21 protein-coding genes and 1 pseudogene are annotated in these 23347 nt (G+C 52.8%); 17 read left to right on the forward strand and 5 right to left on the reverse strand.

Annotated elements, in window-relative coordinates; genetic code table 11:
- The first annotated feature begins 191 nt into the window (after nt 1-191).
- The 4 genes and pseudogenes from IAE55_RS02455 to IAE55_RS02470 all read left to right on the forward strand — a co-directional run bounded on the left by IAE55_RS02455 (nt 192) and on the right by IAE55_RS02470 (nt 4923).
- The gene (locus tag IAE55_RS02455) at nt 192-1103 is read left to right on the forward strand and encodes a LysR family transcriptional regulator (RefSeq protein ID WP_200630827.1); all 912 of its coding nucleotides are present in this window, start codon (nt 192-194) and stop codon (nt 1101-1103) included.
- 31 nt (nt 1104-1134) lie between these two features.
- A complete protein-coding gene (locus IAE55_RS02460) occupies nt 1135-1281 on the forward strand; it encodes a hypothetical protein (RefSeq protein WP_186325855.1) in 147 nt (48 codons plus the stop codon).
- 59 nt (nt 1282-1340) lie between these two features.
- Nucleotides 1341-2138, forward strand: a pseudogene (locus IAE55_RS02465) (polysaccharide deacetylase family protein).
- Nucleotides 2139-2364: 226 nt separating this feature from the next.
- Complete coding sequence (locus IAE55_RS02470; protein ID WP_200630828.1) at nt 2365-4923, forward strand: glycosyl hydrolase family 95 catalytic domain-containing protein; 2559 nt, start codon at nt 2365-2367, stop codon at nt 4921-4923.
- Between the two features lie 147 nt (nt 4924-5070).
- Here IAE55_RS02470 and IAE55_RS02475 read toward each other — a convergent pair whose 3' ends face one another.
- Nucleotides 5071-6606: a sulfatase family protein gene (locus tag IAE55_RS02475; RefSeq protein WP_200630829.1), complete on the reverse strand. Its 1536-nt coding sequence runs from the start codon at nt 6604-6606 to the stop codon at nt 5071-5073.
- Between the two features lie 117 nt (nt 6607-6723).
- On the opposite strand from IAE55_RS02475, the gene IAE55_RS02480 reads away from it, so the two are divergent.
- Nucleotides 6724-7599, forward strand: a complete 876-nt coding sequence (locus IAE55_RS02480; protein WP_200630830.1) for an AraC family transcriptional regulator — start codon at nt 6724-6726, stop codon at nt 7597-7599.
- An 83-nt stretch (nt 7600-7682) separates the two neighbouring features.
- On the opposite strand, the gene IAE55_RS02485 is transcribed toward IAE55_RS02480, so the two are convergent.
- Nucleotides 7683-8561, reverse strand: a complete 879-nt coding sequence (locus IAE55_RS02485) for a LysR family transcriptional regulator (RefSeq protein ID WP_105443095.1) — start codon at nt 8559-8561, stop codon at nt 7683-7685.
- A 148-nt stretch (nt 8562-8709) separates the two neighbouring features.
- Between IAE55_RS02485 and zwf the strand changes: the two genes are divergently transcribed.
- The 3 genes from zwf (at nt 8710) to gndA (ending at nt 12412) form a co-directional block, all read left to right on the forward strand.
- The gene (zwf, locus tag IAE55_RS02490) at nt 8710-10233 is read left to right on the forward strand and encodes a glucose-6-phosphate dehydrogenase (protein ID WP_145946017.1); all 1524 of its coding nucleotides are present in this window, start codon (nt 8710-8712) and stop codon (nt 10231-10233) included.
- A 64-nt stretch (nt 10234-10297) separates the two neighbouring features.
- Nucleotides 10298-10963 carry a fructose-6-phosphate aldolase gene (gene fsa, locus IAE55_RS02495; RefSeq protein WP_200630831.1) on the forward strand — a complete coding sequence of 222 codons (666 nt, stop codon included), beginning with the start codon at nt 10298-10300 and terminating at the stop codon, nt 10961-10963.
- A 30-nt stretch (nt 10964-10993) separates the two neighbouring features.
- The gene (gene gndA / locus IAE55_RS02500) at nt 10994-12412 is read left to right on the forward strand and encodes an NADP-dependent phosphogluconate dehydrogenase (RefSeq protein WP_116230639.1); all 1419 of its coding nucleotides are present in this window, start codon (nt 10994-10996) and stop codon (nt 12410-12412) included.
- 73 nt (nt 12413-12485) lie between these two features.
- Here the strand turns inward: gndA and IAE55_RS02505 are convergent, their stop codons facing one another.
- Nucleotides 12486-12992: a hypothetical protein gene (locus IAE55_RS02505; RefSeq protein ID WP_200630832.1), complete on the reverse strand. Its 507-nt coding sequence runs from the start codon at nt 12990-12992 to the stop codon at nt 12486-12488.
- 104 nt (nt 12993-13096) lie between these two features.
- Complete coding sequence (locus IAE55_RS02510; RefSeq protein ID WP_200630833.1) at nt 13097-13981, reverse strand: LysR family transcriptional regulator; 885 nt, start codon at nt 13979-13981, stop codon at nt 13097-13099.
- 116 nt (nt 13982-14097) lie between these two features.
- On the opposite strand from IAE55_RS02510, the gene IAE55_RS02515 reads away from it, so the two are divergent.
- A complete protein-coding gene (locus IAE55_RS02515) occupies nt 14098-14430 on the forward strand; it encodes an antibiotic biosynthesis monooxygenase family protein (RefSeq protein ID WP_200630834.1) in 333 nt (110 codons plus the stop codon).
- Between the two features lie 153 nt (nt 14431-14583).
- Nucleotides 14584-15144 carry a pyridoxamine 5'-phosphate oxidase family protein gene (locus IAE55_RS02520; protein WP_200630835.1) on the forward strand — a complete coding sequence of 187 codons (561 nt, stop codon included), beginning with the start codon at nt 14584-14586 and terminating at the stop codon, nt 15142-15144.
- 147 nt (nt 15145-15291) lie between these two features.
- On the opposite strand, the gene IAE55_RS02525 is transcribed toward IAE55_RS02520, so the two are convergent.
- On the reverse strand, nt 15292-16467 hold the full coding sequence (locus IAE55_RS02525) for an ROK family protein (RefSeq protein WP_200630836.1): 1176 nt from the start codon (nt 16465-16467) through the stop codon (nt 15292-15294).
- 205 nt (nt 16468-16672) lie between these two features.
- On the opposite strand from IAE55_RS02525, the gene uxaC reads away from it, so the two are divergent.
- The 7 genes from uxaC to larC are packed head-to-tail and all read left to right on the forward strand — an operon-like array spanning nt 16673 to nt 23337.
- Nucleotides 16673-18076: a glucuronate isomerase gene (uxaC, locus tag IAE55_RS02530; RefSeq protein WP_200630837.1), complete on the forward strand. Its 1404-nt coding sequence runs from the start codon at nt 16673-16675 to the stop codon at nt 18074-18076.
- A gap of 18 nt (nt 18077-18094) precedes the next feature.
- Nucleotides 18095-19381, forward strand: coding sequence for a lactate racemase domain-containing protein (locus IAE55_RS02535; RefSeq protein WP_105443088.1), 1287 nt, complete (start codon nt 18095-18097; stop codon nt 19379-19381).
- Nucleotides 19382-20155, forward strand: coding sequence for an SDR family oxidoreductase (locus IAE55_RS02540; protein ID WP_105443087.1), 774 nt, complete (start codon nt 19382-19384; stop codon nt 20153-20155).
- Between the two features lie 26 nt (nt 20156-20181).
- On the forward strand, nt 20182-20982 hold the full coding sequence (gene larE / locus IAE55_RS02545; RefSeq protein ID WP_105443086.1) for an ATP-dependent sacrificial sulfur transferase LarE: 801 nt from the start codon (nt 20182-20184) through the stop codon (nt 20980-20982).
- Between the two features lie 18 nt (nt 20983-21000).
- Nucleotides 21001-21768, forward strand: a complete 768-nt coding sequence (gene larB, locus IAE55_RS02550) for a nickel pincer cofactor biosynthesis protein LarB (protein WP_442793322.1) — start codon at nt 21001-21003, stop codon at nt 21766-21768.
- Nucleotides 21765-22823, forward strand: coding sequence for a LarC family nickel insertion protein (locus IAE55_RS34085; RefSeq protein WP_200630839.1), 1059 nt, complete (start codon nt 21765-21767; stop codon nt 22821-22823). Before larB ends, IAE55_RS34085 begins: the two co-directional genes overlap by 4 nt.
- A 28-nt stretch (nt 22824-22851) precedes the next feature.
- Nucleotides 22852-23337, forward strand: a complete 486-nt coding sequence (larC, locus tag IAE55_RS34090) for a nickel insertion protein (RefSeq protein ID WP_192714283.1) — start codon at nt 22852-22854, stop codon at nt 23335-23337.
- Nucleotides 23338-23347: the final 10 nt, after the last annotated feature.

Consider the following 23347-nt stretch of genomic DNA (forward strand, 5'->3'; position numbering starts at 1 on the left):
GTGGGGTGGTTTATTTCGTTCTTGTTACCAAGTTTACCGGTCCAGACCATAAGCAACAATCACGTAATTCCGATGGTATGAATCGTTTTCACTAATGGATCTTTCATCGTATGGGAAATCCTTCCGTCCTCCGTTATACTGGATATAGAACTTAACATGGCAGCATACGAAACAATGGGAAGGAGACGTTCATGGAACTTCGACAGCTTGAATACTTTGCAGCGATATGTAAAGAAATGCATTTCTCCCGGGCAGCCGAGAATCTCTGCACGACACAGTCGAATTTGAGCCAGCAAATTAAGTTTCTGGAAAAGGAGCTGGGGATGCCTCTGTTTGACCGTATCGGCAAAAAGATTGCCTTAACCGATGCCGGCCGGATCCTGCTCGAACAGAGCCAGCTGATCTTTGAGAGGGTGGATTACATTCAGGGGGCCATCTCGGATCTTAAAAAAATGGAGGGCGGCAAGCTGGACATCGGCATTCTGCCAGGGGATGGGGACCTGCTGTTTGACGCGCTGCTGCTTGATTTTCACCGGGCTTACCCCAAACTGTCCATTTCGGTCAACGAAACGACGAACGTATATGAAGAGGTTTTGGCCGGGAACAGAGACTTGGGCGTTACGACGATGCCTGAGCGGCCCGACGACCGTATGGCCATCATCCCGCTGTTTCATGAGGAGTTTGCGCTTGCCGTACGATCGGATCATCCCGCTGCCCGATTTAAGGCCATCCCCTTTGAACAGCTAAAGGAGCTGGATATGGTCACATTCGGCCCCGATCACCAGATCACGAAGCTGATTCGATCCTGCTGCCAGGAAAAAGGCATGGAGCTGCATCACGCGATGGTGACCTCGACGCTTTCGACGCTTCTCTCTATGGTAGAGCAGGGAATTGGAGCATGCATTCTTCCCCGGTTGCTGCTCGACAACCTTGGCCGGGAACAAATCACTGCAGTCACACTTCTGCATCCAACGCCGAGCCAGGAGATCTGCATCATTTACCGGACGGATAAATATCTGGGTAAGGCAGGCCGCATATTCATTGAGGCATTACAAGCTTACATAGAGCGTGTAATTGAAAGCGCAAACCGTTCGCTTGGTTAAACGGATCATGAAATGAAGTGGAGGGAAGTCAATGGAAGCCTTTCAGGATCAACCACAATCGGATTTTACAGGGATCAAGCTTGTGTTGATTTACGTTCTGAATGTGATGACCATGAACAAAATTCCTTGGACACGCAACACGCTGGCGGCTATGAAAATAAAGATGGATCAACAGTAGCGAATTCATATATACCGGTAAACGATTGTCACTAGATTACAAAAGAGGAGAGACGACATATGCGCATCCAATTGGACCGTTTTCCTAACGGTGTGAATAAGGCGGTGACGCTCAGCTTTGACGACGGGCGGGACCATGACCGCAAATTAGTCAGTCTGCTGAACGACTATGGCCTCAAGGGGACGTTTCATCTGAACAGCGGGAATCTCGGGAAAGCAGGATATATCGACAAAACGGAAGTCGCAGCCTTGTTTCAGGGGCATGAAGTTTCGGTTCATACGGTGGACCATCCCTTTCTGGAACAGACGCCGCCGGATCAAGTGCTGGAGCAGGTGGTGGCAGACCGCAAGGCATTGGAGGAGCTCGTCAACTATCCGGTCAAAGGGATGAGCTATCCGTTTGGTACCTACAGCGATCAGGTTGTGAACATATTGCGGTCCATCGGTATCGAATACGCCCGTACGGTGAACAGTCATGGCGGCTTTCATAAGCCGGACGATTGGCTCCGCTGGCATCCGACCTGCCATCATAAGCAAATGGTCGAATACGCCGATCAATGGATTCATATGCAGCAAAGATATTCGAGAATGTCGCTTTTTTACGTCTGGGGACACAGCTATGAATTCGATAACGACAATAACTGGGACTTGGTAGAGCGGTTCGGTGAGATGATCGGCGGCAAGGACGACATTTGGTACGCGACGAATGCGGAAATTTACGCCTAATGCAAAGCCGTGGAAGGACTCCGGTACTCTGCCGATTCACGCCTCATTCATAATCCGTCGGCCCAATCGGTATGGGTCAGCGTTGATGGGGACCCGATCGAAGTCCGCTCCGGAGAAATCATACGTTTATAAACAGACTGTATGAGTCAGACCCGTTTACGAGGAAGCCGCTAGGTCGGCTTTCTTTTTTTTGTCGCCAATTCAGATAGGCCCGGATTGTCGTTTCGTAACAAATTCCATGTCCATCGTAACTTATTCATACTGGCAGCATCCCGCACACGATTAAGATAGACATGGATTCACCATTAAGCGTGATCGTCTAAAGTTTTTTCATCACACACGCAGGGAGTGCAGGCCAGTGAAAAAAGCAGTGGAATCTCCAAACATCAACATGCGCGAGCATGTCTCACGGGCGGATTTGCATTACCGTCATACCGTGGAGCGAAGTGAGGGCGGCCTTCCGCTCGGAAACGGCCGGATGGGCAGTCTCATTTGGACTTCTCCCTCGGCGCTCAAGTTTCAAATCAACCGGGCCGATGTGTATGCGAACGGCAGCCGTACCAACAGCTTCAACCAGCGGCACTCGGATTATGCTTACGGCTGCGGCTTTGTCGATATCGACCTGGTGGATTATGGCGAAGATGTATTTCATGACAAAGGAATTCGTCAGCATCTAAGTCTGTATGACGCGACGGCATCGATTGCGGGGATTGGGGTGGAGGCGGAGGCGTTTGCTGCGTCCGGGCATGATGTGTTCGGCGTCCGGATACATGATCGGCGGCCGGCGCCGCAAGGGGTCAACATTAAGCTCAAAATGCTGCGTCCGGCAGAGGTCGTGACCAAAAACCACTCCGCCGTATCACGCCTCATAATAAGGGACGGCATGATGGTGCTTCATCAGCAATTCCGCGAAGGAGACTATTTCTGCGCTTCAGCGGTTGTTATTGCGATAACGGGAAGGGACGCGCAGGTGAGGATGAACGACGAGTACGGCGGCCGGAAGCCAGTCGGCGCTTATCGGGAAAATCTGATCATCGGGCAGCCGAATGAGACAGAAATGCGCCTGTGTGTTCAACCAGGAAACGGCAGTTTTGATATCTTTATGAGCAGCGCAGCCAGCTTTGATGAGCAGGAAGATGTCATCGGGGAAGCGATCCGAACGGTGCGGCATGCCATGCAGTCGGGATATGACGTGCTGCTGGCGGAGCATCGCAAGTGGTGGCATTCCTTTTGGGACAAATCGTATATCCGCCTTCATAGCGAGGACGGCCATGCCGAATTTGTCGAGCAGCATTACACGTATTATGTATACCTGATGGCTTCCAATTCGCGGGGTTCACAATTTCCTCCGAATTTCGGCGGCATGCTGCTCAGCCCGCGCGGAGATCTTCGGCACTGGGGGGCCATGCATTGGTGGAACAACATGAATTTGTATTATAACGCCGTACTGCCAACCGGGCATGATGAACTGTTCCATCCGTATTTCAACATGTATTCGGCCATGTACGATTCGTGTGCAGCCGCCGCAAGGCAGCAGTGGGGAAGCCAAGGCATTTATATCCCGGAAGTCGTGTCCTTTGATGGCGTGGAGGAACTGCCGGAAGACATTGCCGAGGAAATGAGGAACCTCTATTTGCTGCGCAAGCCGTGGGAGCAGATGTCATCCCGGTTTCGCGAGTATGCTTACTCCAAGCGGCCGCATGAGAGCCGTTGGAACTGGAAGTATCACGAAAAATATGTGGACGGCAGGTTTACGTACAAGGAACGAGGTTACGGCCCCTTTGGATTCACGACCCACATGTTCGCCACCCAGGTCGGAATTGCGTACCACTACTGGTTGTACTATGAGTTCACCAAGGATGAAGAATGGCTGCGTGAGCGCGCATATCCGATCATTCGGGGCGTCGCCGAGTTTTTCCGCCACTACCCCAACCTGCGGAAGGATGAGGACGGACTGTATCACATGTATCACACGACCAGCGACGAAAAATATTACGGCGGCAAAGACACGATGGATTCGATGGCGGGCATGCATACGATCTTCCCGATCGTCCTGCGGGCTTCGGACCTACTCGGATTGGATCGCGATATACGGCCGGCGTGGCAGGAGCTTTACGAGCATCTGGCCCCGCTTCCGCGAAGCGACCAAGCAGACGCCGTCCTGAAAACGGGAGAAGGGGAAGCGGCCGTATGGGTCGGCGCTCTCGGTCCCGTATTGGATCAGAAGAGCCATATCGACGTGAAGCCTGCCTTTTTCGGCGGCTTATGTTCCCTCGAGACCGCCGGGAGTAACCAAGACATGTTTAAGACGACTATGGCGACGGTTCGGTACCAGGAGGAGCTTCTCGATCACGACTGGAGCCGGGCTGCCTCTGAAATGTCGGGGATGGCACGCGTCTTGGCCAATATGGGGCTTGCCGAGCCTTTTAAGCAGGTCGTGCTGGCCCAGTTGGAATGTGTAAACGCGGAGCGGGATTACTGCTATTTCAACGATACAGGCCGAATCAAATCGTTTGAAAACCGTTTGACCGTCAGGGAAGGGGTGAACTGCATCAGCATTCAGCGTCTTGGTAACGCCGCGGCTGCGCTGCAATCGACGCTGTGCCAAAGCCAACCTGCTGGCCCAGGCCAGGATTCGGTTATCCGTCTGTTCCCTGCAAGTCCAGTGGATTGGGACTGCGAATTTTCGCTATGGTGTCCTGGTGGATTTAACGTCAAATCGGCTGTTCAGGATGGCGATATACAATATGTAACGATCACGTCCTCCCTTGGAGGAACATGCCGGATTCGGAATCCATGGGGAGAAGGCGAAGTATGCCTGCAGAAGGTAGGAGGCGAGGTTCACTTGTTGGAGGGTTCGCTGCTCCAGTTTGAGACGGAGTTAGGTGATGAATTCGAGCTGTATCCGAATCGATAAATGAGTTGGAAAAGGCCGTTTCACAGTGATGTGAATCGGCCTTTTTGGATGTGCTGCTGTTACTCTTACTCTCGAACGTTCATAGGTTCATGAATTTCATTACGCCGGGCCAAGCATTCCCATCGTTTGGATCGGGCCTGGCAAGCGCTATGCTCCGGTAATTCTCGGCATCGGCATGGACTCTTTGCCGAGTTCCGCCCAGGCATATTTGAGCAGAAGTTCGGTTTTGAGCGGCGCATGCTCCGGATTGTCCCATAAATTGTTCAGCTCTCCGGGGTCTTCCTGCAGATCGAAGATTTCACCGTAGGTCTGGTTGTAGTAGACTGTGATTTTATAACGATCGTCGACGTACGTTTTTTGGTGGATAGTGGTCGGTTCATGCCTGAACTCGCAGATGGCGTGATCCCGCGCCTGTGCGGCTTCGCCGAGCCATACCTTTTTCTGGTCGATGCCCGTCATCGCATAAGGAACCGGCAGATCGCACAGGGACAAGAAGGTCGGAGCCAGGTCCACCAAAGATTGAATGGCGCTGCTCCGCTTGCCGGCAGGCACTTCACCGGGATACCGGACGATAAATGGCAGCTTGATCAAGTCCTCGTAATGAAACCCGCCCTTGGCCTGCAGACCGTGCTGTCCGAAGAAATGCCCGTGATCCGTCGTAAAGACGACGATCGTGTTATCGGCCATTCCCAGTTCCTCCAGCTTATCGAGAATATGCCCGATGTACTTATCCATCATGCTGATCATGCCGTAATAGACAGCGACCAGCTTTTTCTTGTCATACTCTGTCAATCGCTTCCTGCTGCCGTACTCGTAATAATGATGCGAACGGTAACCGTGAATGCCATGTCCCGTTTCCTGCAGGTCTGTGAAGTCAGGTTGCTCTTCTTGCGTTTTGGCAAAATGAGGCGGGTTACGGTCATGCTCGCCCGGAACCATCTCGGGAATGGTGAGCTGCTCGGGATCGTACATCGTATCCCATGGCTCGGGAACGAGGTATTCCGGGTGCGGGTCGAAGAAGCTGGACCACAGGAAAAAGCTTTCGTCGTTTTCATGATATTGTTCCAGCAAAGCATTGGTCCGTTCGGCGATCCAGGTATTGTAATGGTACTCTTCAGGAATCGGCCATTTATATGTTTGATCCCGGTCCATGGTACCTGTAGGCGGCAGGAAGTAGTCTCTCCAGTTATGGCAGCCTTTCTCTTCCATCCAGAGCGCATAATGCTGCCCTACATGGGCTTCATTGGTGTGATTCCGCGCCAGCTCCACATGGTCAAAACCGTAGAATCCGTCTTTGTAATTTTTCCAAAACTCCAAATCCTGAAGAATGGGATAGGCTTCAAGCGACGGAAATTCCTCGGTCGAAGTGAGCGGCTGAAAATGTGCTTTACCGATCAGCCCGGTCCGGTACCCGGCATGCTTGAAATCTTCGCCTACCGTATGGCGGTCCTCCAGCAATTTGGTGCCGAGCGTCCACGCGCCATGCTGGCTCGGGTACATGCCGGTAATGATTGAGGCACGGCTCGGCGTGCAGGTCGGATTGGGGCAATACGCCCGGTCGAATGTGGTCCCTTCCCGGACAAGCCGGTCCAGATTCGGGGTATGTATTTCAGGATTAAAGGCGCCAATCGTATTCCAGTGCTGCTGATCGCTGGTAATTAACAAAATATTAGGTTTCTTCATCCGTCAACCTCCTCGAACTGATTATATGTAAAGGGGTGCCCAAAGAGAATAGCGTATTGTATGATAGATTTATCATTTTGTCAGTTCATGTAAGGATGATGGGGAGGATGATAACGCATGCTGCAGGAGTATGATCACGAATTTGCTGAGTTTTTATATTACACGCCGACCAGGATCGACAAAGGTACACCGTTCTGGCTGGTCAGGGCGGGTCAAAGTACGGCAAAGCCGGGTTACCGGATTGGTCCGCGGAGAATTGAATGCTACAGTATTCATTTTGTCAGGGCAGGCAGCCTGATGGTTGAATATGAGGGGCACACGTACAGGCTGCAGACAGGGGATGCCTTTTGCATGTATCCGAACCGTACCTATATGTATTACAAGCCGGACGACGATCATTCTCTGCAGTTAACATGGCTGGCCATGGATGGACCGGGCATGGAACCGATGCTGAATCTGGCAGGCTTTCATCCGGATGTACCCTGCTCCAGAGGGCTGTGGAGTCCAGAGGTAGCGAACTTGATCCGGCGTCTGTTTACGGAGTGGAAGGATGGCAAGACGGACCAGGTCGCCGCCGCCCTGAACCTGAAAGGACTGCTGTACCAGGTGTTATCCCAGCTGATCGCAAGCGCCAAAGCCGTGGACGAGCCTCATCGTCCTGCTGCGACAACGATAAAAAATAACAAGGCATCCCAATGGACCGAGTACATCGAATGGCATGCCGCCGAGGGGATCACCGTACAGCAAGTAGCCGAGTATGCTGGCCTGAACCGCACCTATTTTTCGACACAGTTTACGAGGTTTGTAGGCATGACGCCAGCCGAGTATATTGCCAAGGTCAAGATGGACAAGGCCAAGCAAATGCTGTCCGGGACGTCGGCTGCCGTTACGGAGATCGCTTATTCCCTTGGGTATCCGACCCTGTTTGCATTTACCCGTGCTTTTAAAAACTACTGTTCGATGTCCCCGTCAGCGTACCGGAAGCAGCACTGAATTTAAGAACGGATGATGCGTTAAAGGACGCCATTTGCTATGGCGTCCTCTTCACCTTGCTCTTACTATTGTCTTACACCCGGCTAATGAACCACCTCGATAAATCTTGTCGCCGCCGCCGATATCGGCATGTTACGCATCACCATAAGGCCCACTTTGGAAGGAGGGATCTCCACATCCAGCTCAATTTCAAAAAGAGAGCCTTCCTTCAGCTCCTTGGCTACGAATTCGCGCGTGACATACGAAATGCCCAGCCCACGCTTGGCGAATTCGATCAGCAAATCGACGCTTCCCACCTCGATGTCGGGCTTCAGCTCATATCCGTATTTTTCAAACAGCTCCGTGATGGCCATACGCACCCGGCTGTTCCGTGAGAACAGAATAACGGGATATTCCATCAGCTGTTCCATGGACAGCGCCTGCCCCTTCAGCTCCGCGTACCGTTCGCCCGCCACAAAGCAGTCCTGCAGCTCAATGCTTTCCGTTACCTCCAGCTGCGAGTCGAAGATCGGCATCCTTACAACGCCAAGGTCGATCCGCCCCTCCTTTAGATAGGAGATCACTTCCGGCGTCGTGCCGTGATTCAGGTGCAGCTTGATTCCCGGATACTTGACATGGAAGTCCTCGAGAAAAGGAAGTAGGTAGTGCTTGAACAACGAATCGCTTCCGCCGATCCGCAGCTCGCCGCTGTCCAAATTTTTGAGCGCCACCATTTTTTCTTCAGCGAGCGTAATAAGAATTTGCGACTGCTCTATATAGGAAAATAAAATCTTGCCTTCCTGCGTCAGGCTTACACCTTTGGAGTTGCGGTAAAACAACGTAACGCCGATCCGCTCCTCCAGCTGCTTGATGGCATGGCTGACGCTGGGCTGAGTCAGGTACAGCGCCTTGGCAGCCTGCGTTAAACTTCCCGTCTTTGCGGCCCAATAAAACACTTTATACAACTCGTAATTGTTAGTCATAGATATGGTCTATATCTCCTCAGAAATATATTGATTACATGTATGGCACATATTTGTATTATAGTGAATCCAAGACACAGAAACCAGAGCTTTTTCGACAGAATGAGAAGTGGAAGTCGGGGAGCTTTGAAAGGAAGGAGCAATTGAGATGAATCCTACAACTTTTGTATTGTTTGGAGCGACTGGCGATTTGGCCAAGCGCAAAATATATCCTGCTCTGTATCATTTATATATCCACGGAAAGCTTCCGGAAGCTTTCTCCGTGATCGGCCTCGGCCGTAAAGAAATGACGGATGAGACGTTCAAGGCTCACGTCAAGCAGTCGCTGTACGATTTTTACCGGCTGAATGTGAAAGAGGACGATTCCCTGCAGTCCTTCCTGGGACTCTTTGGCTTCAACATCCTGCACATCGATGACACGGATCACTTCGTCCGGTTAAAAGACCGGGTGGAGGCTTGGGAGCAAGGAATCGGCGGAACATCGAACCGCTTGTTCTACTTGTCCGTTGCGCCGAACTTCTTCGGCACCATCGCCTCCCAAATCGAAAACAGCGGCCTTGGCAGCGTAACGGGCTGGAAGCGCCTCGTGATCGAGAAGCCGTTTGGCCATGACGTCGCTTCGGCCCGTGAGCTGAACGACCAGCTGAGCCAAGCTTTTGCGGAAGAAGAAATTTACCGGATCGACCATTACCTCGGCAAATCCATGGTGCAGCGGCTTGAAGCATTGAAGCAGGCGAATCCTGTTATTCAGGCGCTGTGGACGAACCGCTTTATCGCCAACGTCCAAATTACGGCTGACGAGACCGTAGGCGTTGAGGAGCGCGCTGGATACTACGACAAAGCCGGTGCCCTGCGGGATATGTTCCAGAACCACATGATGCAGCTGCTCATGATGCTGACCATTCACGCACCACACAACATGGCTTCGGCGGAGAACGTACAGCTCAAGAAGAAGCAGGTGCTTGAAGCACTGGATCCGCTGCAAAAGCAGGATGTGCTTACCAACATCGTGCGCGGACAATACACAGCAGGATCCATTCAAGGTAAACCGGTTCCAGCATACACAGCTGAGCCCGGCATTTCCGAAGGTTCGACGAACGATACGTTTATCGCGGCCAAGCTGCATATCGATAATTACTATTGGCGCGGCGTTCCGTTCTACATCCGGACAGGTAAACGTCTGGCCTCGAAGAGCACGCGCATCGTGATCGAATTCAAGGAACCGCTCACCACGGCGACGCAAGCAGAGCAGGCAACCGTACCGAACCTGCTGGTCATCGAGATCGGGCCGAAAGAAGGCATCACGCTTCAGCTGAATGCGAAGGACCCGGATCATCCGAACGGCTTTAAACCGGTATACATCGATATGTATCCGGATCGCAAGGAAGCCCAGGAAGCGTACGAAACACTGATTCACGATGCACTGAACGGAGATTCGACGTTCTTCGTCCATTGGGATGAGGTCGACCTGTCCTGGCAGTGGGTGCAGCCGATCCTGGAAGCCTTCGCTGCTAATGAGGTGCCGCTGCATCCTTATGCCGCCGGTTCGCACGGTCCGGAAGCGGCCCATGAGCTGCTTGCCGCAGACGGATTCCATTGGTGGTTCGATGAGGAAGACGAAGCCGGAAAGGCTGCTTCCGAGCCGCTTGTCGAGCAAGTTACCGCCAGCTGATTTTGGGTTCTATGCTCGGTTTACCGAGCCAATCATATATTGAACATTCACAGGAGGTTGTAAGATGAAATTTTTTATTGATACCGCCAATCTGCAGGATATTCAATCCGCCTACAAAATCGGGGTTCTGTCCGGAGTCACTACGAACCCGTCCCTGGTTGCCAAGGAAGGCGTGAAATTCGAAGACCGGATCGCCGAAATTTGCCAGGCTGTGCCGGAAGTGGAGTCCGTGTCGGCGGAAGTGACGCCGGATGCGGAGACCGCTGAGGAAATGATTGCCCAGGCGAATGAGCTGATCAAGATCAACAACAACGATGAGAAAATCACGATCAAGCTGCCGATGACCCTTGCCGGTCTGGAAGCCTGCCGTTATTTGTCCCAAAAAGGGGTCAAAACGAACGTGACCCTGATCTTTACCGTGAATCAGGCGCTGCTGGCAGCCCGTGCCGGGGCAACTTACGTTTCGCCATTCCTGGGTCGTCTGGACGATATTTCTGAAGACGGCGTCCTACTGGTGGACAAAATTGCGCAGCTGCTCCGCACGCATAACCTGGACACGCAAATTATCGCGGCTTCGGTGCGTCATCCGGACCATGTCACCCGCGTTGCCATGGCCGGCGCGCACATTGCGACCGTACCGTTCGGCGTGATTGCGCAAATCGCCAAGCATCCGTTGACGGATCAAGGCCTGGTTAAATTTGCGGCTGACTGGAAAAGCAGCGTCAAGTAAAAAGAGAGAGATCTGGAGGAGAGAGAAACGATGAGCAAACAGCAAATCGGTGTGGCCGGTCTTGCCGTCATGGGCAAAAACCTGGCTTTGAATATGGAAAGCAAAGGCTTTGCGGTCGCTTTATATAACCGTTCGCCGGAAAAAACGAAAGAACTGCTCGCCGAAGCCGAAGGAAAAAACTTTGTCGGTACATTCAGCATCGAGGAGTTTGTGCAGTCGCTGGAAACACCGCGCAAAATCATGATGATGGTCAAAGCTGGCGGACCGACGGACGCGCTGATCGAGCAGCTCGTTCCGCATTTGGAAGAAGGAGACATCCTGATTGACGGCGGGAACGCCTTCTTCCCGGACACCGAGCGCAGATACCGGGAGCTTCAGGCAAAGGGCATCCGCTTTATCGGAGCCGGGGTATCCGGCGGCGAAGAAGGAGCCCTGAAAGGACCGGCGATTATGCCTGGCGGCCAGAAGGACGCTTACGAGCTCGTTGAACCGATTCTTACGGCCATTTCGGCCAAAGTCAACGGAGATCCTTGCTCGACGTACATCGGCGAAGGCGGATCCGGCCATTACGTGAAAATGGTCCATAACGGCATCGAGTACGGCGACATGCAGCTGATCGGCGAAGCTTATCACCTGCTGAAGGATGTGCTGGGACTCGGGACGGAAGAGCTGCACGACATTTTCACCGAGTGGAACCGCGGGGAGCTAGACAGCTATCTGATCGAGATTACCGCTGATATTTTCTCGAAAAAGGATCCGGACACCGGCAAACCGATGGTTGACGTCATTCTGGATGCGGCGGGACAGAAGGGAACAGGGAAATGGACGAGCCAAAGCTCGCTGGATCTCGGCGTGCCGCTGTCCATCGTGACCGAATCGGTATTTGCCCGCTTCTTGTCCGCGATGAAGGAAGAGCGTGTAGAGGCGAGCAAGATCCTGAAAGGGCCGCACACCGCTCCGTATGAAGGGGATGAGCGGGAGTTCGTGGAAGCCGTACGCAAGGCGCTGTACGCCAGCAAAATCAGTTCGTACGCCCAAGGCTTCGCCCAGCTCCGTGCTGCCTCCGAAGAGTTTAACTGGAATTTGAACTTCGGCAGCATCGCGATGATTTTCCGAGGCGGCTGCATCATCCGCGCCCGCTTCCTGGAAAATATCAAGCAGGCCTATGATAAAAATCCGGAGCTGAAAAACCTGCTTCTGGACGATTACTTCGGCTGGGTCGTTACCAACTACCAGGATGCTTGGAGAAACGTTGTGTCCGTTGCCATGCAGCGCGGCATTCCGGTTCCGGCCTTCGCTTCCGCACTGGCTTACTACGACAGCTACCGCACGGAGCGTCTGCCGGCCAACCTGCTGCAAGCGCAGCGCGACTACTTTGGCGCGCATACGTTCCAGCGTGTCGACAAAGAAGGCACCTTCCATTTCCAATGGATCGAGTCCGAAGAATAATCGGTTGTGGATAACAAAAAAACGTTCCGATGCTAGAGCATCGGAACGTTTTTTTGTTCATAGGAGCGGAACCCTATTCATCGAGTGAGCCTGTATCATATACAACTTGCCCTTGAGCGTCGTATCCGGTGAATCGCATTGGCGGGTTTTGCGGTTCATCCAAGAGCACATACCAGTATACGGTACCGTCGGATGCAGGGGTCAACTGGGCTTTGGATTTAACTTTACGTGTCTCCACGACGACGGTCCGAATATCCTTGTTATTGACAGTCCCGACAAACATCGGGCTAAGCTCATTCAGGTTGCAGTAGCTCCAGTCGATATCCTGCTCAGGATGGATATTTGTGTATGTGCCGACGATCCAAGTCCAACTTTGACGGTTGTGCTTCAAAAGGCCGACGTTATATTGATTGTCATTACTATAGAACACCACACTATGCTTATTGTCTGTATCAAAGGTTTTTAAAATGTCGTCATAAGGGATGTTGGATTTGTGCATCGCTTCTTCTATCGTTGATGGGGAATTTGAACAGCCCGCAATCAGTACGAAACATAACAATAGGATACATCTGATTTTCATTCGTCACGTCCTTAACCCGAGATCACAGTGAACACACATTTTTCACTTCAATAGTAAAACGCAGTATTTCGCGGTTAAGTTGGAGCGGTAAATACACATTTTATTTATGCATCCGATTTCTGTTCGCCCATCATCTCCACAATACACGAAATCGCCCTTGCTGCCGCCGGAGAGCACTTCTTAAAAGAGACCGCGGCCAGAGCGATGGACCTTGAAGCTTCCGGGGCAATCGGCCGGGCCACGAGCCCTGAAGGAGCTGAGGCAAGAATCGTTTCCGGCAGGATGCTGATGCCAAGTCCGCTACGCACCATCGCCATGATGGCATGATCGTCCTCAAGTTCAAATCGCATACGGGGAACTGCTGCTTGACCGTCAAACCACGCCCTTACATCGGTATCGCAGCCTTTCGCAGGCATAATAAACGGTTCATCCGCAATATCCTCCAGTGATATCGTGGATTTTACGTTGTGTTTATGATCAGCCGGCATAACGCAGACCATCCGATCCTGTATGAGCATTGTGGTCTCAAGGCCATGCGAAGAAGGCATGTTCACAAATCCAAAATCTGCAGTACCGTCCGCAATCCATCGCTCGATATCTTGATAGTGCCCGTCGAGCAGCCGGATTTTGATCTGCGGGTACTTTTGCTGGAAACGTTGAAGGATATCCGGCAGCCAATGGATCGATACGCTGGTAAACGTTCCGATCGTGACAGTTCCCCGCACGAGCCCCTTGATCTGATCTACCTCCTGCAGCATGTTTTCCTGCAATTGAAGCATTTCCTTCATATATTTCCACAGCCGTTCTCCGTCATGGGACAGTCGGACGCTTGACCGGCCCCTGGTAAGCAGCTGAATGCCTAGTTCCAGCTCCAGGCTAATGATGGCACGGCTCACCGCCGATTGTGTTAAACTCAGCTGATCCGCCGCTTTCGTCAAATTTTCGGTTTCGACGACTTTTCCGAGAATTTCATACTTTGCCAAGGTCATTTTATAACACTCCCGCCATGAGAAATAATCATTACAACCATTTTAAACATTCATTTTATTTATTGTAAGTGGCTCGGTATAATGCAGATAGAATGACGGATAAGGGGAGAACGAGGATGGGAGCTATTGCAAAAACGCCGCAACCGCCGTATTACGCGGTCATTTTTACTTCGGAAATGTCTGAAGGAGAGAACAGAGGGTACGGGAAAATGGGAGATAAGATGGTCGAGCTTGCTTCGAAGCAGCCGGGTTTTCTCGGAGTCGAAAGCGTTCGGGGAACGGATGGGGTCGGAATTACCGTCTCGTATTGGGAGTCACTTGAGGCGATCAAGGCCTGGAAGGAGAATTCCTTGCACAGGGTGGCTCAGGACAAAGGGAAGAGCGAGTGGTACGCAAAGTTCGGTCTGCGGGTGAGTAAGGTCGAGAGGGACGATTTTATGAATATCTAAGCTGTAATTAACCCAGTCTGAATGGCAGCCCCCGCTGCACAAACACTCATAACTATAATGTATGATTTCGCGGTAAAAATATATTTTTAATATGCAGCGGATTAACATACAATGAATTTAATTAATCGACAGAGTACGAATGGGGGGATTCAAATGGGGAAACAATTTCCGGCTATGCTGCCTGAGCATATGGACTTTATCCGGAAGCAGCACATGTTTTTCGTTGGTACAGCGCCGTTATCGCAGGAGGGACACGTCAACTTGTCGCCAAAAGGTTATGACACGTTCCGGATCTTGTCCGAGAAACGGGTCGCATACCTAGATTTGACCGGAAGCGGCAATGAAACGAGTGCCCACCTGGAAGAAAATGGCCGCATCACGATCATGTTTTGCGCGTTTGAAGGGCCGGCGAACATCATGCGGCTGTACGGAACCGGGACGGTGGTTTTACCGGAGAGCAGGGAGTGGGAGTCATTATACCCTTTGTTTGATCCGATGCCCGGAGCCAGACAGATCATCACGATCGATGTGCATAAAGTGCAGACGTCCTGCGGTTATGCGGTTCCCTTCATGACTTATGAAAAGGAAAGGGACACGCTGAATCGGTGGGCAGAGCATAAAGGCGAACAAGGGCTTCACGACTACTGGCAGGAGAAAAACAGGAGCACGATCGACGGACTTCCGACTCCTTTAGGCAGACGGCTGGGGTTATAGCCTAGTAAAAAAACGCGAAATCAAATTACCGATAACGCAAAACAAGCCGCGATGGATCCGGGCTTGTTTTTTTGTATAGGCCGTTTTGTTGTATCGGGCTTGTGAAGAGTGGGAGCGGGCATCATCGTTCAATTTTCATACCCGCAATCAATCAGCAAGGCCGTCGCCGGAGGGCAAGCTAAGCACAGGCACGTTCAAAAAACGGGAAATCGCCAGTGCACAGGCACCCATGACGCAAGATTTCCGCCCCATGCCCGACAGTGTGATCTCCCGGTAATGGCTGATTTGGGAATGTAGTTGATGATGAATCCTCTGCAGTGCATCGGGAACCATACGCAGAAGCTCACTGTCGATGACGACAACGTCCGGATTGTACATATTGATGACATTATTCAGCCCGATCGACAGGTAATAGACGAATTGATTCAGCGCGACAAGCACTTGTTCGTCGCCTTCGGCAATGCGCCGGCTGATCCACTCCATATCCGAGGCGTCACCAGGTTCGGCCGCAAGGATGTTCCGGAGCACGCTTGTCTCCGAAGCATACTTCTCCCAGCAGCCGCGGTTGCCGCAAGCGCAGGGCTCTCCGCCGGGAACGACGATCATATGGCCGATTTCGCCGGCAAAGCCTTCATGGCCGCGAAAAAACTTGCCGTCCATGATCATGCCGAGCCCAATGCCGGAATACAGCGTTACGCAGAGCAGGTTGTCGGTCGTATGGTGAGCGTACGCCCGCTCGGCAAAAGCGCTGAGGTTCGCGTTGTTTTCCAAATGGACAGCCGCACCGACTGCACGTTCCAGATCCTGCTTCAAGTCAACGTCTTGCCATTGGAACCGGGGCACGAATTTGATTGTCTGTTCATTGGAGACGAGTCCGTGAACCGCCAATACGATTCCGACCATCCCGTAGCGGCTGCCCGCGCATCGGCTTTGATAACCGCTGATCGCGGAGGCCAGCAGTTGTACGATATCCTCATAGGCTTCCGATTGAATTGGAATGATTTCGGTTGTGACCGGATGACCGGTTAAATCGGATAACATGAATGTCGCGTGTCCTGCGTCCAGGTCAATGCCGAGCGCATATCCTGCCTGGGCGTTCAGGGAGAGCATAATTGGTTTGCGTCCGACGGGGTTGTGCTCCAGCTCGGTTTCAACGACCAGTTCTTCTTCCAGCAAATCTGCTACCTGCGCGGAGATCGTTGCCCGGGTCAGGGCTGTAATCTTGGACAGATCCGCTCTGGAAATTTTTCCTTCCTTCATTATTTCCCGTATAATCAACGCCCGGTTGATCTTTTTAATATAAGAGGCGTCTCCGGTTACCATTTGTTTCCTCCAATTTTAGAACGTCATGAAAATTCAGCATAAACCATATTGTAGCACGAACCCGCCTCCCCCCGCTCAGAAATTACCCGATTGACAAAGGCGTGGGGAGTTGGTACAGTACGAATATATTTTGTAAGTTTAATAAACAAATTAAAAATTGTAAAGGGTTTCATGCCAATTAACTATCCTTGGAGAGGAGAACAGGATGAGCCAATTTCTCGATTCGGAATTTTTGCTGGATACCCCTGCGGCGGTTCGGTTATATGAAAAGGCGGCTGCCGATTTGCCGATCTTTGATTTTCACTGCCATTTGGACCCGAAGGAAGTATGGGAGAACAAGCCATGGGCCAATATTACGCAGCTGTGGCTGGGAGGCGACCATTATAAGTGGCGTACGATGCGGATGCACGGCATCGGTGAGCAGCTGATTACAGGCGATGCGGAGGATTGGGATAAATTTATGGCCTGGGCGGAGACGGTTCCGCACCTGATCGGCAACCCGCTGTACCATTGGACGCATTTGGAGCTCAAGAACGTGTTCGGCATCGAACAAATCCTGAGCCCAGCCACGGCCCGCGATATTTGGGAGGCATGCAACGCCAAGCTGCAGCAGCCCGATTTTCTGCCGAGGGCGCTGATTGCCAGAGCCCGGGTGAAATTTATCGGCACGACCGACGACCCGCTGTCCCCGCTGGAATATCATGAGCGGCTGGCTGCCGATGACAGCTTTCAAACCATCATCGCGCCGACGTTCAGACCGGATGGAGCATTATATATCGAGCGCCCCACATACACCGAATGGGTACATAAGCTCGGCGAGATTACAGGCCAAACCATCGGTTCCCTGGATGCCTTCCTGAATGCGCTTCAACGGCGCGTGGATTACTTCGATGAGCATGGTGGACGTGCTTCCGACCATGATATCCCGTACCTTGATTACGCAGACGTCACAAAGGAAGAAATCGTTCCTATTTTTAATAAAAGATTGAATGGTGAAGAATTGTCAGGCGCTGAGATTAACGCATACCGCTCTTTCCTGCTGAAGGAGCTCGGCAAAATGTACGCCGGCAAGCAGTGGGTCATGCAGCTGCACATGGGCGCGCTCCGCAACACCAATACCAAGATGAAAAACCGCATCGGTGCGGATACCGGTTTTGACTCTGTCGGAGAAACGAACCTTGCGCAGGGTCTGGCTCGCTTCCTTGATGCTTTGGATCAGGAAGACGCCCTGCCGAGAACGGTGCTGTTCAATTTGAATCCGAAAGACAATGCCGTCCTGGCCGCGATGACAGGCAACTTTTATGAGGAAGGCGTGCCGGGCAAAGTTCAGTTCGGGTCTGGCTGGTGGTTCAACGATCATATAGATGGTATGGAAAAGCAGATGAAGGACCTGGCGAATGTCGGTCTGCTCAGTCATTTTATCGGCATGCTGACCGATTCGCGCAGTTTCCTGTCCTATGCCCGGCACGAATATTTCCGGCGCATTCTTTGCAATCTTCTCGGAGCCTGGGTGGAGAAGGGGCTCGTGCCGAATGATATGAAGGCTCTGGAACGGATGGTTCGAAACATCGGTTACGGCAACGCCGAAGCCTATTTCATGAAACGATAACGGGGGAGGGGAAAGCGCATGGGTATTTTGCAGGAGCTTCTGAAGGATATTCCGATTCCGAAAATGGCAAAGGTCAACGTCCGGTTCAACGATGAACAGATCGTGGACCTGGGCAGCGACCTTGGGGCCAAGCTGCGTCAGGCGCACATCATGGAGAAGGTCAAGCCCGGCATGGAAATCGCGATCGCTGTCGGCAGCAGGGGTCTTGACCGCATTGTGGAGCTAACCGCCGTGACCGTCAAAGCATTGAAGGAAGCAGGGGCCAAGCCGTTTATTGTGCCGAGCATGGGCAGCCACGGAGGTGCCACGGCGGAAGGGCAGCGGGAGGTGCTGGCGCATCTGGGCGTCACGGAAGAGAGCGCCGGCTGCGAAATCCGTTCCTCGATGGAAGTCGTCCAGCTCGGTTCGCTGCCGAACGGCCTTCCGGTGTATTTGGATAAATACGCCGCCGCGGCGGACGGCATCGTCGTTATTAACCGAATTAAGCCGCATACGGCTTTTCGGGGACCGGTGGAGAGCGGCATCATGAAAATGATCAGCATCGGCCTTGGCAAGCAGAAAGGGGCAGAGGCCTGCCACCAGCTAGGGTTTAAATATATGGCCGAGAATGTTCCGGCCATGGCCAACATGATCATGGAGAAGAAGCCGGTCCTGTTCGGGGTAGCGACGATCGAAAATGCGTTCGACAAGGTTGCAGTCGTTGAGGTGCTTACGCCGGAGGAGATTGTCGACAAGGAACCGGAACTGCAGCTTCAGGCGAAGGAACTGCTGCCAAAGCTGTTTTTTGACCAGCTGGAAGTGCTGATCATTGACGAGATCGGCAAAAACATCAGCGGCGACGGCATGGATCCGAACATCACGGGCCGATATCCGACGCCTTATGCGCACGGAGGGCCAGATGTCAACAAAATGGTCGTTCTGGATTTGACGCCGCAAACAGAAGGGAATGCAAACGGGGTGGGCACGGCCGACTTTACGACGCAGCGGCTTGTCGACAAGATGGATCTGGAGGTTACTTACGCCAACGGGCTGACGTCCACCGTCGTCGCGCCGACGAAGATCGCCACGACGCTGCCGAATGACAAGGAAGCGATTCAGGCGGCGGTGAAAACGAGCAATGTGCTGGATTTTAACCAGGCGAAAATCGTCCGGATCAAAAATACGCTCGTTCTGAGCCAAATCGAGGTGTCTGAAGCGCTGTTCGAATATGTGAAGCAGCATCCACAAATGGAGCTGGCCTCGGAGCCGTATGATTTGCCTTTTGACGAGCACGGAAATTTACCGAAAACGGAGGAGAGTCACTAGATGACGACGAGTTTGTTTGATTTAACGGGGAAAACGGCGGTAGCCGTCGGCGGCAACAGCGTGCTCGGCTCGGCGATTGCCGAGGGCTTTGCCGAACACGGTGCCAGGGTAGCGATCGTCGGGCGGAACCTGGACAAAGCGGAGGAAGTCGTAAGTGTCATCCGGAGCCAAGGCGGCGAAGCGAAAGCATTCCAGGCGGATGTGGGCTCGCGCGAGTCCCTGGTCCAAGCAGCCGCGGACATCGAAGCATGGTCGGGCGGATGGGACATTCTGCTCAACGCTCCGGGTACGAACAGCACCACTCCCTTTTTCGAGCTGGAGATGGAAGAATGGGACCGCATTATGGACGTGAACTTGAAGGGCATCGTACTTACCTGCCAAATTTTCGCCAAGCGCATGGTCGAGCAGAAACGGAAGGGAAGCATCATCAACATCTCGTCGGTGTCCTCAACGACGCCGCTCTCCAAGGTGTTTACGTATTCGGTGTCCAAAGCCGGATTGAACAGCGTCACCCAATTCCTGGCCCGTGAGCTTGCGCCGGAGGGGATCCGTGTTAACGCGATCATTCCGGGGTTTTTCCCGGCTGTGCAGAACCAGAAAATATTAAGCCCGGAACGGGTCGAATCGATCATGCGGCATACGCCGATGAACCGCTTCGGTACGCCGGATGAATTAAAAGGGGCTGCGATCCTGCTTGCTTCAGATCAGGCGTCGAGCTTTATCACCGGCTCGATGATCCGGGTGGATGGCGGGTTCGGCAGCATGACGATTTAATGGCCATACGGGAAGGAGGCAGGACAATGATAACCGAAAAATATGAGAAACTGCAGTCCATCCTGCGGGAACTAAATTCAGTTGTCGTGGCATTTTCAGGAGGGGTGGACAGCACCTTTCTGCTTAAAGCGGCTGTGGATACGCTCGGCCCCGATCAAGTACTGGCGGTGACCGCGGATTCGGAAACGTATCCGTCGACCGAGCTTGCAGAAGCGAGGGAGCTGGCCGAATGGATCGGAGCGCGGCATCAGGTCATTGAAACCTCCGAGCTGGCGATTCCCGGATATGCCGAAAACACGAAAAACCGCTGCTATTTTTGCAAAAGCAGTCTTTTCGACCATTTGGTTCCCGTACTGACGGAGCAATCCTATAAAAATATCGTTTACGGCGTCATTGCCGACGACATGAATGAGTTTCGGCCCGGCATGCAGGCGGCAAAGGAAAGGGGCATTCGCGGACCGCTTCTGGAAGCCGGATTGTATAAGGAAGAAATCCGTGAGCTGTCCAGAGGCTACGGCCTGCCCACTTGGGATAAGCCTTCTTTTGCCTGCTTGTCCTCGAGAATCGCTTATGGGGAACGGATTACCAAAGAGAAGCTGAGCAAGGTCGAAAAAGCGGAGGCCTATTTGAAATCGCTCGGCATCCGCCAGGTACGGGTACGCACGCACCAGGACACGGCGCGGATCGAAGTGGAACCGAAGGACATGCAGACCGTTCTGGAGCAGCATTCGCAAATTTCCGGCAGGCTGCAGGAGTACGGCTACAAGTACGTAACGCTTGACCTGGTGGGTTATCAGAGCGGCAGCATGAACAAGGTTTTGGCATAACGAAAGCTCTGGAAGGGGATGAGAACTTTGTTGGACGACGTTCTGGAGCAAGTACGCAGCGGAGCCCTGAGCGTGGCGGAAGCCAAAGCGCGGCTGGCAGCATTTGAGGATCTCGGCTTTGCCAAGGTTGACCACCAGCGCAGTAAACGGCAGGGTTTCCCTGAGATCGTCTATGGGGAAGGCAAAACGGCGGATCATATCATTTCGATTGCCTGCGCTCTGCAAGCCCGTGGCAGCAGCGTCCTGGTCACACGCGTGGACAAGGAAAAAGCCGAGACAGTGCTGCGGGCGTGTCCGGATTACAGTTATCACGAGACGGCAAGGGTTTTGTATTGGAAAAAGGAACAGATACCCACAGACGATTCGCAAGGATATGTCGCCGTGATTGCGGCGGGAACCTCGGATCTGCGCGTGGCGGAGGAGGCGGCCGTGACGGCCGAAGTGCTCGGAAGCAGGGTCCACCGGATATATGATGTGGGCGTTGCGGGGATCCACCGCTTGCTCAGCCATTTGGAGGAAATCCAGCAGGCAACGGTTTCTGTCGTGGTGGCCGGGATGGAAGGGGCGCTCCCCAGCGTCGTGGGCGGCCTGGTCTCCCACCCGGTCATCGCAGTACCGACCAGCGTCGGGTATGGGGCTCATTTTCAAGGCTTGTCGGCACTGCTGACGATGCTGAATTCGTGCGCCTCAGGCATCAGCGTGGTGAACATCGACAACGGATTTGGCGGAGGTTATAACGCCGCGCTGATTCATCAGCTTGTACATGGAGGGGGAACACGAACTTGAAAACGCTATACCTTGACTGCTTTTCCGGTATCAGCGGAGATATGTTCATCGGTGCGCTGCTGGATGCCGGCGGCGATGCGCAGCGGATGCAGACGGAGCTGCAGAAATTAAACATCGAAGAAGAATATACGCTGCAGTGGAGCAAGGTGAACAAGAACGGGATCACTGCGACCAAATTTGACGTGCATTTGCAAGAAGCGGATGAGAAAGATCACGATGATCATCATCACGTGCATGAACATTCCCAAGCGGATCTTGGGGCTCAGGAAGGTTCAGGCGAAGCTCAATACGATCATGATGGAGCGCATCTTCACAGCCATAGCCACAAGCATGATCACGACCACAGTCACGAACATCATCATGGACATGACCACAGCCACGATCATGTGCACGATCACCATCACGACCACGCGCACGATCATCACGAGCATATCCACCATCATCATGCCCACCATCCTCATACCCATGATCACCATCATCATGACCATACACATCACCATCATAGCCATGATCATTCGCATAGTCACGGCCATCATCACCAGCATCATCATCGGGCATACAAGGATATCGTCCAAATGATTGAAGCGGCCGATTTTGAAGAGCCGGTACGCGACACGGCGCTCCGTATTTTCAAGATCATTGGGGAGGCTGAGGGAAAGATACATGGCGTTCCGTTAGATGACGTTCATTTTCACGAAGTAGGCGCAGTGGACTCTATCGTCGATATTGTCGGCGCCTCGATTTTGATTCATCAAATGGGTATCGAAGCGATCCATTCCTCGCCCGTGCCCGTCGGTATGGGCAAAATCCGGATCGACCACGGTATTTACCCGGTGCCGGCGCCTGCGACGCTGGAGATTCTGAAGGGCGTACCGCTGGAAGCGTCGGATGTCCGCTTTGAGCTGACGACACCGACGGGTGCGGCGATCGTATCGGTGCTGGCGCAGCAGTACGGGCCCATTCCGTCTATCAAGGTGTCCGCCGTCGGTTACGGAGCAGGGACCAAAACGTTTGCCGACCGGCCGAACGTGCTGCGTGTCATCGTGGGCGAATAACGCTCTTGATCCGAAAGGAGTCTGTCTTATGAAATCCGAGCTGCCCCCAAATCATGAACATGTCGATCATGACATGGTGAAAATGGAAGTCAACTACGACGACATTTCGGGTGAATGGTTGGGCTACGTGATGGACCTTCTGCTCGAAAACGGTGCAAACGACGTGTTCTATACCCCCATTTATATGAAGAAAAACCGGCCGGGAACGATGCTTCAGCTGCTATGCGCCAAAGAAAAGATCGACCGGATGAAAGAAATCATTTTTCGCGAGACGACAACGCTTGGCATCCGGTATTATCCGCTCACGGTGCACCGTCTGGAACGAACGTTTACTCAGGTCCCAACAGAATGGGGAGCCGTTACCGTAAAATTGGGTATTCATAACGGGGAGACCGTTCAATGCGCTCCGGAGTTTGAGGATTGCAAACGAATAGCCAAAGAGAACAGGATCCCGATCAAGTCTGTTTACGAGCAAGTATGGAAATCCGTCGGGTTCCTGCCTACCAATTCGTGACGTTTTAGAA

Origin of the sequence: Paenibacillus sp. S28 (assembly GCF_016624415.1) — a bacterium.
Classification (GTDB): domain Bacteria; phylum Bacillota; class Bacilli; order Paenibacillales; family Paenibacillaceae; genus Paenibacillus_AQ; species Paenibacillus_AQ favisporus.